This is a genomic window from Aquiflexum sp. TKW24L (genome assembly GCF_023502205.1).
GTDB lineage: Bacteria > Bacteroidota > Bacteroidia > Cytophagales > Cyclobacteriaceae > Cognataquiflexum.
This window is the reverse complement of sequence record NZ_JAMFLG010000030.1, coordinates 23,082-36,023: the sequence shown is the minus strand read 5'-3', so window position 1 is coordinate 36,023 and position 12,942 is coordinate 23,082. Positions and strand designations below refer to the sequence as shown.

At 34.2% G+C, this 12,942-nt stretch carries 7 protein-coding genes; 1 reads left to right on the top strand and 6 read right to left on the bottom strand.

Annotated features, from left to right (window positions below; genetic code table 11):
• Positions 1-9 precede the first annotated feature (9 nt).
• The 6 genes from M3O96_RS16905 to M3O96_RS16880 all read right to left on the bottom strand — a co-directional run bounded on the left by M3O96_RS16905 (position 10) and on the right by M3O96_RS16880 (position 11,073).
• The gene (locus M3O96_RS16905; protein ID WP_249722500.1) at positions 10-1,116 is read right to left on the bottom strand and encodes a glycosyltransferase family 4 protein; all 1,107 of its coding nucleotides are present in this window, start codon (positions 1,114-1,116) and stop codon (positions 10-12) included.
• A gap of 24 nt (positions 1,117-1,140) precedes the next feature.
• Positions 1,141-2,262, bottom strand: a complete 1,122-nt coding sequence (locus tag M3O96_RS16900) for a glycosyltransferase (RefSeq protein ID WP_249722499.1) — start codon at positions 2,260-2,262, stop codon at positions 1,141-1,143.
• A 43-nt stretch (positions 2,263-2,305) separates the two neighbouring features.
• Positions 2,306-3,553 (bottom strand): O-antigen ligase family protein, encoded by a 1,248-nt coding sequence (locus M3O96_RS16895; protein WP_249722498.1) that lies wholly within the window; start codon positions 3,551-3,553, stop codon positions 2,306-2,308.
• A gap of 26 nt (positions 3,554-3,579) precedes the next feature.
• On the bottom strand, positions 3,580-6,006 hold the full coding sequence (locus M3O96_RS16890; protein WP_249722497.1) for a tyrosine-protein kinase family protein: 2,427 nt from the start codon (positions 6,004-6,006) through the stop codon (positions 3,580-3,582).
• A 12-nt stretch (positions 6,007-6,018) separates the two neighbouring features.
• The gene (locus tag M3O96_RS16885) at positions 6,019-6,840 is read right to left on the bottom strand and encodes a polysaccharide biosynthesis/export family protein (protein WP_249722495.1); all 822 of its coding nucleotides are present in this window, start codon (positions 6,838-6,840) and stop codon (positions 6,019-6,021) included.
• A gap of 330 nt (positions 6,841-7,170) precedes the next feature.
• Positions 7,171-11,073 (bottom strand): glycosyltransferase, encoded by a 3,903-nt coding sequence (locus M3O96_RS16880; protein ID WP_249722493.1) that lies wholly within the window; start codon positions 11,071-11,073, stop codon positions 7,171-7,173.
• A 142-nt stretch (positions 11,074-11,215) separates the two neighbouring features.
• Here M3O96_RS16880 and M3O96_RS16875 point away from each other — a divergent pair, with 142 nt between their 5' ends.
• Positions 11,216-12,550: a glycoside hydrolase family 2 TIM barrel-domain containing protein gene (locus tag M3O96_RS16875; protein ID WP_249722491.1), complete on the top strand. Its 1,335-nt coding sequence runs from the start codon at positions 11,216-11,218 to the stop codon at positions 12,548-12,550.
• Positions 12,551-12,942: the final 392 nt, after the last annotated feature.

Here is a 12,942-nt window from a genome sequence, read left to right as displayed (position 1 = left end):
ACTTTATAATTAAAAAATCTTAAATCCATTTTGTTTTGAATTTATATTATTAACTAAAAGCTGGTTGTATAAACTTATGATCTTGGATGAACTTTCTTCTAAAGAATAATTCTTCTGTACAAAATCAAAAGCTTTATTTAACTCTTTTTCAACAAATTCCCAGTTATTCAAAAGCATCTCTATTTTTAATACATAATCTTTAGGATCTTGGTGAGCGACTAAAAATCCCTTTCCTTCGGATAGTAACTCCATATTTCCACCTGAAGTTGAGGCAATAACTGGTATTTTTTTAGACATAGCTTCCAAGATAGTCCTACCTAAGGGTTCATTATCAGATGGGCAGATTAGAATATCAATTTGAGAATAAACGAGATCGACATCAGGAACAAATCCAAAAAAATTCAAATTAGGAAATTTCTTTAGAATGGAGTTTATTGGAAAATCTAAGGTATTTCCAAAAACATTAAACTTAAATTTGTAGCGATCATTTTTATTTAAAATATCACAGATTTCTAAAAATAAATCAAACCTTTTCCGTTTCTCCAAGTTACCTATAAATCCTAAGTTAATAATTTCAGTAAGTTTTTTTCTATTTGTATGTTCTGATACGACGATGGGGTTTGGAATTTTAATTTTTATATTTTTAAAATTTTCCAAAGGTTTCCCGTTAAATTCTGACAAATATACGTATGCACTGGGGAATTTCTTAAGAAAAGACAAATATCCAAAAAAAGGCAATCTTGAATTTCTTAAATGGAAAACGTGCCTGACTTTTGAAATTTTTGCCACAAGAGTCCATCCAATATGAATCCTATTGTCATTACTATGGATTATACAAACTTGGCTAGATTTTACATATTTAATTAGTCTAGGCATTTCAAAAATCATGAAAAAAAAGAGATTTTTTTTATGATTTATCTTTAAGATATTATTTAATGGAAAAATAACGGGTTTTTCTCCCGTAGAAGTTAAAATCATTGATTCAAGCTTTTTATTTTCCTGATGCATTATAACACTTACATCAACTCCTTTCTCTTTTAATCCTTTGATTAATCCAAGAGAAGACCAATGACTACCACCAATTGTATCGCCTGTATATGGAAATAAAACTTTCATAATTTTGGAGATTTTAATTTAATCTTAAGGTAAGTTACTTGCAGTGAGATAGCCCAAAAAATTTCTTCCAATCATTAAATGGTCATGGTTTTTGGTGACATAATCCACAGTATTTTGTGACATTATTTGAAATTCTGATAATTCCATCGCGTCTAATTTAGACTTGAAATCTTTTGCGTCCTTGTAAAGTATTCCTAAATCAAATTTGTCAATAATACCATCAGGATTGACAGTATCCGTACTGAAAATCGGCATTCCTACCGTCATGGCTTCTAAAAAAGTGTTGCTAAAACCTTCATATCGGGAGGTGCTCAGCAAAATCTTTGCCATTTTCATAAATTCTAACATACCACTTTGGGAAACCTGACCTACAAATTCAACATTTGAAAGTGTTTTCAATTTTTCTACATAAATTTCAGTCTCTTCATCCATCGGAATCAATGGGATTCCAGCAATTTTAAACATTTCATTTTTACAAATTAAGGAAATCTCATAGAGTAGTTTGAGGTTTTTTTGATGCCTAAAATTTGCCACCCAAGCTATATAACCAGTTGCTTCCTTTCTAGGGTGCAAATAATCATAATCTAACACTATCGGATTAAATAATTTAAAAACTTTTTTACCATGAAACTGCGATTTTATGCCTTGATATTGAAATTCATTTTGAGTCACAATAAAATCAGCCAGCCTATATGACATTCCAACCAAGAATTTATCAAAAGGTGATAAAGATTTGTCCAGAGAAAGGTCTACATTTTTATCATTGGCTATCCTAATGATATGCTTGACACCTATAGCTTTACAGATCAAAGAAACATAAAATGAAAATGGACTAGGAATTGAGGTATATAGGTAATTACATTTTGTTTTTTGTAAGGCTAAAAACAGTTTGGGGAGACGGTAAAAATACCTTAGTCCAAATTTAGAGTATTTTTGGGAATGATAAATTTTTACAGGTTTCACCCATTCAAATTCAGGCATTAAAGGACGATCATCATCTTCTAACTTGGCCTGAAACACCTCATGAGCTAATCCGTGCAAGGCTTTCATCCAAACAAGCGTTTCTACCACAGATCCTCCCCGTGGAACACCATTTTCTACAATTATTTCTATGTTGCTATGTTGCAAGAAGAAAAACTTAAACATAAATTTAACTATTTATACCTTTAAATGATCGCATCTTGGATTATTATTGGTGATTGTTTTTTATTATAGGTGAATTTGAATCTGATTTTGCGAAAGGTAAAAACAAGATTGCAAACATCATCAACATGGCATTGGCTGTCGTATATCGCCCGGTGAAAAAATATAGTCCAAAACAAAGTACTATAAACCAAAATTGAAAAAATTCATCTTTGGTTAATATCCGTCTCCATACAGAATAAAATGCAATCAATATCATCATCAAATACAAAAACAAGCCAAGGATTCCAGATGCATGTATCAAATTAGCAAAATCCGTATGCAAAGACCTTTCCCCAAAAATTCTTTTCCCATAATTACCTTTGGAATCATCTAAGCGATAACCAAACCATGGATCATAATCATAATAAACAAACAGGTCTTTATAAATTATGTCTAATTCCATTAACCTTCCTTCACCTTCCAGCTCTCTATTATCTAAATCTCGACTTTCATACCTTTCGAGTAGTTGGGGTAGAAAACTGGTATTTGAAATCACGACAACAGTAATTATCAGTGTAATAAAACTATATAACAAGAATTGCTTGATTTTTTGAAAATCCAATAATTCTACCATCACCAAAATTGTCCCTATCAGTGATAAGACCATTACAGTCCGCCTTAAGGTTAGTAAAACCAAAAATACACTCACAAAATAAACTCCTAAGTATAGAACATTTTTATCCCGGATTCCTCTTCTAAGAATTAAAAATAAAGCTAAGGGAAAAATATTATAATAATCATTTGAAACATTACCAAAAAGTATTCCAGACGTTATTCCATAAATAGCACGGGGATTATATTTAAAGATTGTAGATAGTCCTGTGTTTATACTAAAAATTAACATAACTAAAAATGCCGCTGTACTAAGTTCATAAAAGACCTTTTCACGAGAATATCTTTTAAAAATATATGGTATTAAGGCAACTCCTAAAAACAACCATGTCACATTAATAAAATATGGTCTGATAGTTTTGAAATCTACTTCAATATTCTTCAATAAAAAAAGAAAATATAGAAAAATTAAGATAGAAAAAGGGTTCTGTTTGACAAAGGGTAAATTATAAATCACTACGTAGAACAATATCCCTGCTACAATTAAGAAATGGAAAAAACCTGGAAGCCTTGTTTCAATAATGTGGTAACTAAACAATATAAATGGAACATAAATAATAATTAGGGATTGCTTTTTGACAATCAAATAAATTGTCAAAATTGGCAATGCAAATTCAACCAATAGAAAAAAACCCTTCATTATAGTTTTGTTGTATAATAAATTTATTATACGGCAGCTTTATTGCTGCCAAATATCCCTTTTAACCCTTTTCTTTCTCTTTTTGATTCTTCATAATAGCCATAATTATATCCTCTGTAAGTAAGTTCCTTAGAAGGAACATCATTTAGAATGGCATAAATATTTTGCAAACCCTTTTTATATTTTATAGCGTTGATCTCCTCAATAAATGATTTCTCACTATAATTATATCTTAAAACAAAGGAAATCAGGTCAACATGTTTGATCACTTCAAAAGATTGACTGATCAATCCAACAGGGGGAGTATCAAGAATAATTACATCATATATCTTTTTTAATTGATTCAATAAAGAAATAAATCTTTCAGAAGCCAACAAATCAGAAGGGTTGGGTGGAATACCACCTGAAGTCAATATATCAAAATCAGGATAGGTTGTATTTTGGATAATATCAAATACAGAATCCACTTGTTTACTCAAGTAATTGGATAGTCCAACTTTGCCTTTCAAATCAAATTCCTTAAAGGTTGACGGTTTGAACATATCACAACTCACCAATATGGTCTTCTTCTTATTTACAGCGTAAATAGAAGCCAAATTTATCGCAGTAAAAGTTTTTCCTTCCCCAGACAATGTGGAAGAAACTGCAATAGTCAATTGTCTGTCCAGAGGTACCACAAAAGAGATATTGGTTTTCAAGGCCCGGAAAGATTCTGCAATTGCTGAGCGTGGTTCTTTTAATACTGCTAAGACTATTTGCGTGGTATTCTGGGGGATTTTAGCCAACAAAGGCATAGCAAGCATCCCTTCCAACTCTTTGGGATCTTTGATCCGATTATCTAATACCAGAACAATGCCGATGATTACAACTGGAAAAATAAATCCCAGACCAAAGAATATTAAATATATAGCAGTATGTTTTACAGTTATGGGATTATTATTTGCTTGCGCATATTCCACAATTTTATTGCTTGAAGAACTTGATGCCATCGAAATGGCAGCCTCTGCCCTTCGTTGCTGCAAAAACGTGATGATTGTTTCATTCAATTCTCTACCTCTTTGCAATTTAATAAGGTCTTGTTCCGTAGAGGGTAATCTTCTAAATTGATTTTCACTTCTGGCAATCCTACTTTCCAATTCATTGATTCGGAACTGGGTGTTGTTCGACAAACTTCTCAAAACCTCACCTAAAGATCCACTTGTGTCTTGGATTTTTCTGTTAACTTCCCTCACCCTAGGTGAAGCCTCAGTTTGCGTATAAAGTATATTTGATCGCTCTTGTTGCAGGGTAATCAAACTATTAATAAGGCTATTTAAATTTCCATCCTGAATTCCTAATGCAGAGGGGGCTATAATCTGGTCGTAATTTTCTCTCGCCAAATAATTCTTTAAGTTTTCAAAATAGTCCTTGTTAAATTTTTCCTGAGAAAGCTCACTTTCCAATCGGGTCAGTTCCTGATAAACAGTACTACTTTCCATTTCAATATTATAAGTTTTATTTCCGCTTCTAAATGTTTCTAAATTGGACTCAAAAAAGCTCAGAGAATCAGAAACTCCCGAAATCTGGCTATCAATGAACTCAACTGTATTTTTTGCAATCCTATTCTTTTCCTCCAGTTCCAGTTGAAGATAAACTTCCATTAATGCATCTAAGTAATCCGCTCCCTTTTGCGGATGTGAGGTATTTATGGTCAAACCTAATACAGAGGCTAAATTATCATAGGGAAAAATCTGCACCATATCCCCTGAATATTTTGAAACAAGAGTATTTTTAGTATTCAAATTAATCAGTATTTCACCTTCAGGTAAATTTTTAACAAGAGAAATTCTGAGTTTTAAAAAAGGCAATTCAATATCTTCTCCGAATTTAAACTTGAAGATTTGCGGTGTTTCAAAAATCAATTCTTCACTTTGGGAACCTTTAATATTTTTTTTATATATCTCATCGGGTAAACTTAAGGTAAAGTTTTCAGTATCAGTCCATGCTATTTTTATTTTTCCTCCTGTAAGCTGGGCATGTTCCCAATCCACTTGGGCAACTATTGGAGAACTTTTATACAATTCATTGTCTATGAAAAAACTAGGTTGAAAATAGTCAACCTCAAAATCTAATTTTTCCAATGCTTTCGATGCAACCGATCGAGATTTAAGAAACACAGATTGATTGGCCATTTCTTGGTCAATGCCTCCCGAAACTACAACCTTGGATAGACCGGTTAAGTTTAATACCCCATTATTGCCAACTTCTTGATTGATGTAAAATTTACTGTTTGCTTGGTAAACAGGTGGTGTGGATTTATTAACAAAATAGCCTATTGCCAATGAGATTATTATCGATAAAATAATATAAGGTAAATATTTGATGTATTTTAAAAAGAATTTGATTGGATCAAAGGCCAGACCTTGGTCACCGGGTTTAAAATTATTTTCCATATTCAAATGAGAATCTTTCATGGTTAATTAATTTCAATTTGTTGTGTTATAAACCAATAGAGCCAAGGTTGCAAGGCTTGCAAGGACTTGAATGGTTTGCAAAAGTGTAGTACCCGTACCGAGTTCTCTCACTTTCATAGGTTCAGCATAAATCATATCATTGGGTCTTACAAAATAAAACTCAGAACTCATGATCTGTTTATTGTTGAGATTTATCCTATGAGCTTTTGACCCCTCAGGGTATTGTCTGATTAACATAATATTGTCTCTTTTAGCTACAACTGTTAGATCACCTGCAGTGGCTATGGCTTCAAAAATGGTTACTCTATTCTGCAAGACAGTATACTTACCCGGACGAGCAAATTCACCTAGAGCACTAAATCTGATTCCTCCCAATCGAACTCTTACAAAATAATCATCATCTCGAACATACTTTTTGAGCTCATTTTCTATAGTAACTTTTGCGGTTTCCAAATTCATACCCACCAGCTTCAATCTTCCTAGCACAGGCATGTCCACAAACCCGTTATCATCTAAAGTGTATCCACTTAAATAGAAAATATCTCCTCCTGACATGATACCCCCGCCCATCATCATTCTATTACTATTGGCGGCAAGCACATTGATGTCCAACATTGAATTAAGGAGGGGATCTGAGGTTTTGATGTTGATTTCAATCACGTCATTAAATTGTAACAGGTATTCCTCAAATTTTGCAGGTACCATATCCCCTAATTTGACTAAGGATTCGTCCTTAGGTAAGTTTTGCATGTAGACAACTCTTTTATTTGAGATGCAGCTAAATGCCAAAAGGGCGATACAGAAAAGAAAAAAAATGTTTCTCTTAATTTTCATAGTATTGAATTGATTATTTTGCGGATAGATTATTAGACCAAACTGTAACAATAAACCAAAAGTACAAATTTTATTATTATAAAAATGTATTTCAAATATTAATTTTTGTATTTCATTTTTAATTATGTATTCTAGGCCTTAAAACTATTAAAATTAAATCAATTATCATATAAAACCACATTGGGGTTTTGAAGCATACAGCATCATTAGGTTGTTAATAACCATAATGATGCCAGTAGGGATATACAAAATAAAAGTTTGCACAAATTGCCCACAGTCATTAAATTAACCTGAAGTTATTACTTGAAAAGATAACAAATTATAATATCATCATTTCGCTATTAGTAATGGCCTAGAAGCAGTAATCAAATTTCCTTTTGAATCCTTTGCATAGAGATACACCCTCGAGGACTCAGAAGGAACTTTTATTTCAACAAATTTACCATTTAATTTTGTATCTAGAATTGGACGGGTAAGATTCCAATTTTGGTCATAAACTAACCATTCATACTCCAAATCCCCGGTATATCCATTGGTAATAGCAGCAGATAGCCAAATATTTTCTCCGGGGTTGAGGGCATTCCAATGTCCTACAATCGAGATATCAGGAAAAGACTTGACTATTGGTTTTTCATCCAGCCAAACACTCTGCAGATAATAATAAGAAGGCTTTAATCTGCCCTTATAATCGGTAATCCCAAACCAAGTGGCAGTTCCTTCATAGCGGTCCATCCAACTGAATGCCATTCCCCCAAGGTTTTTACCTTTGTGTTGATCAATATATTCTACCCACTGTTTTTTATAATACTCCGCTTTATTAAGTGAAGAAAGTTCGATCAATAAACTATCTTTCCAATAATCACCCAATTCTTTATTCCAGTAACCTTTCGGACCGAATTCAGTAATTGCATAAGGTTTGCCGGGATAAATTTTCCCGATTATGGAATCCAGTTTACTGATATTTTCCTCATAATAGGAATTTATTCCTATTACATCAATATGGGGTGCATAAGCCCTATACTGACTGATAGCGCCGATTAATCTTTCGTTGTCATGTTCCTCGGAAGAAAATACAGGTCTATCCGGATCAATCTGCTTGATCATCAAGGCCAAGTCATTTAAAAATTCCAGGTAACTCCTTCTTACCATTGTCAGGTAAGGCTGAGCATGGTGTTTTTTCAGCAAACCCCAGGTTTCATTCCCAATATTCCATGCAATGATACTTTTATCATTTTTGTATCGCCTGACCTGTGCCAGCACTTTCTTTTCGTAGGCTTTAAGTTTTTTACCATCCTTTGAATAATCCACCTTTGGATCAAACCAAAAACCAAACATTACTTTCAAATCATGCTCCGCGGCTGCCCTTAGAATATTTTTATCATAGATGCCGGGTTCGTACCTTCGAATGGTATTTGCCCCCATTTCTTTGATCAATTGTAAATCCGTTTCCAATTGTTTTCTTGACAAGGGATTAAATCCTTCTTCCCAATCATGCCCTGTATTGTAACAAATGCCTTTGATATAAAATGGCTGACCTTCCACCCAAAGCTGATGAGAGCCATTTTCGGTTTTCAACATTTTGGGGACAATCCCATGCTTTGGCAGGGTATCAGATTTAACCAAATAATTCCTTTGTCTAAATAATTTGAAACCATTATAGTAATTCCCAAAATTATTTAAATCGAAAGTCCAATCGATATAAGCTGAATTATCTTCAGGACGCCAATCATTGATCCAGTTTTTGTCAAAATCACTGTAGAAAAGCACAGTGGCCATAATTTCAGGATGCTTTCTTTTAATTTTTTTGAGGGATTCTTTAACCCATACTTTGCCATCTTCACTGTAAGACGTAGAACCAAACTCGGCTAACATGACCGGTAGTTTCAATCCTTTTTGTTCGATTTGTTCTTTAAATGGTAAGTAAATTTTATCAAAACTCCTTGATTTTTGCTCTTCATCGGCCAAATCATAATTCAAGGCCGTTAAACCAATCCAGTCAACATATTGCGTGTAAGAACCATCATTTCCATATGGGAAATAAGCCTCAAATCCAGCTGTGGACCATGGGCTCCACACCCATGAAACATTATGTGCGCCCAGCTTTTCAAACCGGAGATGTACATATTTCCAAGCTTCCACGTATTCTTCCGGCGTATTGTCCCCCGTTCTTGACCAAGAATACATGGGATTCTCCATTTCATGCCCAAATCTTAAAAAAACAGGTGAATTGAGGTCTCTTAATGCCTCCGCCATTTGATCGATATAGGCATCAAAATATCCGTCTGTGATGTACTTGAAAATTTTACGGTTGTTTCTTAGGTCCTCTACTTCTGCATAGGCTTCAAAAAGATCAGACCAAGGTTCCCAAGTGACCATGGGTATGGCACCATGGTTGATAATTTTTTGCCATTTTTCCGTAGGCAGTAGGCCATCCCCCCAAGCAACATACGAAGAAATGATAGACCATTGATGACCAGCTTTGGTCTCCAGATCACGGATGATGGAAATATCCGATTCAATATCAAAATGGGGATGGTAAATTCCCGTATAAAAGCCACCCAACTTTTTTTCAATTGGTGGTTTTATTTTTGGATTAAGATATTTATCACTTCCGATTTTAAAAGGACTAATTATAAAAAAAGAAGTGGCAAATAACATGATTACCAAGGCGACATGAAATGCTATCCTGCTCAATTTATTATAGGATAGATTCTTTTTCTGAATGGCCAAAGAGTCTCTAAACTTGTCCATTGAACTTTTTGATCTGTACACCCAAGTAGATTGTCCAATGGCAAAGGCAAAAAATAAAATCACTGCATTGAGAGATGCAAAAAGTGCCATTAGCATGCTGTAGGGTTGCCAATCTTGTGACAATCCATAAACGACTGCAATGACCGAAATCAATGCCACCAAAAGATTGGGTAAACCCAATAAAAACTCTCTCTTAGTGGTATGTTCTTTTGGGGTAGGAATGTAAGGGACTTTAATATTTAACAAGGTGTAGGCAAAACCAATGATAAATATCCACCAAGTACCTACCCTCAATATTCCACCCATTAAGTGTATTCCTATTTCCTCCCGATGATTTAGCCATCCTTGTGCAAAATACCTATAGACTAAGTTCATTAAGAAAAAAGGTGTAAAAAAAATAAAAAACACTATAGGATCCATTAACCATGGATATTCACCTGTGAACAAGGAATAAACAGGCACTATAAAATCAATTACCCCAATCAGGCCAAACAAATAATAAACAGGCAATAACCCATAATGAAGCTTTTGCCTCCATGTGAATTTCCTGAAAAGCTTGGGAAAAAGATTTATCCATAAATCAAATGTTCCCCTACTCCACTTGATTTGTTGTTTATAATATGCCGAAATGCTGCTTGGAACCTGCCCACGGGACAGAATAACCGGTTCGTACACGGACTTCCAACCTTTTGCATGAAGCAGCATGGAAGTATGCATGTCTTCAGTAAGTCCTGGTGCATGTCCACCTATAGAATCAAGTGCCACCCTTCTAAAGGTGCAATTTGCACCAATTGCTTGGGCGGTACCATATTCTCCCATGGCCTGCATATAAGGCCCATAAAAAGTGTAGGTTTGTTCAGCAGCTCCTTGGGCAATCAAAGACTCTCTTTGGTTGCTATAGGCTTGTACTACCTGCACATAGCCAATTTCTGGATTATCGAAATGATGCAACACATAATCTAAAAAATCAGGATAAGGTGCATGGTCTGGATCAAGGATAACACAAATTTCACCTGTGGCTTGTTTCAGCGCATTGTTGATATTCCCTGCTTTGGCATTTTCATGGGTATCACGGGTTACGTGAATTACGCCAAGTTCGGCACATAGTTTTTTTACAAAAGCATCATCGCCTTCATCACAGAGATAAGTAATATGTGGATATTTTACCGCCACCAAGGCCCTTAATGAATTTTCTAACATTTTATATGGCTCACCTGGACAAAAGGTAGTGAGCATATCCACCGTGTAAGGTTTTATGGGCGGTTTGGGTACTTCTGAATTATTCCGAGGTTCTGGCAATCCGGCATAATGATACCATTCAAATCCTATCTTTAATAATTTGAAAAATAAGGAAATGGTAAGTAAATAATACAATACTTGATGGCCAATACCAACCTCGGTAAAAAATCCATAGAGGAAAAAGGCTAATGAAAGAATTCCAAGAATCAGAATAGCTTTACCAAGCAGCAATTTTTGGCTCATAACAATTTAAATGGGTGAATAAAAGTTTAAAATACATTATTTCATATCTGAAAAACAAATTTTTTTATATAAAGAAATAATTTATAATGAAATAAAAATTTATTATTTAAATTTGAGAAAATCAATTTCAAAATAACACTATATGTTTCATATTTCAAAGAGTTTAAAAACATCTCAAATTTTAATCTGTGTGTTTTTAGTTTTTTCTTGTGGTAAAAATGAACAGGAAAACCTCAATCCAACGGTTGAAATAAGATACGAGGAAGGAAGGGCACAGCTTTTTAGACATGGTGAACCCTATTTTATAAAAGGAGCAGGGGGAACAGACCAACTAGAAAAGGTTGCAATGTATGGAGGGAACTCAATTAGAACCTGGAGCCTATATGATGTAGACCGCATATTAGATGAGGCCCATAAATTGGGATTGACGGTTACCCTAGGGCTAGAAATTGGCAGACCTCATTGGGGCAAAGATTTTAGTTACTGGAGATTTTGGGAAGTTGATCAAAAAATTGAAGAATTAAGGCCTTTTATCGAAAAGTATAAAGATCACCCTGCTTTATTGATGTGGGGTGTTGGAAACGAAGTAACTAGATATGGCGGAGGGGGTAGATTAGAGATATTGTACATAATAAATAAGGTGGCAAAAATGGTTAAAGAAGTTGATCCCAATCATCCAACTATGACAGCTGTGGATTTTCTCTCCGGAAAAACGAAAATCGGATCAATCGAAAAAATAATCCCGAATATTGATATATTAGGTTACAATATTTTTAAATCGCCGCTAGATATTCATGATGCCATGTATAAAAATAATGGATGGAGTAAGGCCTACATAATATCTGAATGGGGACCTACTGGTCACTGGTCAATACCAAACTCTGAATGGGGGGCCCCAATAGAACTAAAAAATTCAACGAAAAGAGAATTAATGGAAAAGCATTGGAATTTAATGAATAATGATTCGGTTTTTTTCTTGGGAAGTTATGCCTTCTATTGGGGCTTTAAACATGAAGCGACCCATACTTGGTTTAGTTTATTTTCTTCGGATGGATCTGAGACCGAATCAGTAAATTTCCTTAGATATGCCTGGTCGGGAGAAAATACAAAAAACTTAGCACCAATTGTTGAAAATTTATTTATTGAAACTAAGGAAGGTTTGGTGAGTGACAATGTTTATTTGGCAAACTATCAGGACTACACTGCTGTTGCTACCGTCGATGACCCAGAAGGAGATGCCTTGACATACAAATGGGAAATTAGGCATGAGGAAAACTATTTTATAGATGAGATAAATAAAACTGATGTTAAATTAAATTATTACAATATGAAGTATCTGATTCAGAAGGTTGAAGACAATAAAATTCAATTTAAATCACCTAAAGAGGAAGGTCCATATAGAATTTTTGTTTTTGCCTATGATGGTCAAGGGAATGTGGCGTCTTATAACATTCCATTTTATGTATTTATGAAATAACTTATCTTAATTTTAGTTTCCAAATTGACAAAAAGTAATTACGCATGTATTTTAGACTTATTAAAATCCTTAAAACATTTGTGGATTTATCTGAAATCATGAAGGCAATCCCGTAAGCGTGAGACTACACTCGATATCGGACAGTATGATTTATATAAAAACCCATAATAGACTTGAAGCATGTACATTCCTGATGGAAATCCTGTCCATCCAAATACCAGAATTTGTTGACTTTTTTACCTGGGTAATCGGGAAAGGTACCTACTGGATATCAAAAGAACAATAAATCAGGGGGCCAATTTTATGTTGTCGCAAACACCAAATAATCAAAAAGCGGTAGGTTCGTTTGAACCTACCCTATTTTTATAATCGTTTTTTGAAGACTAGAGATT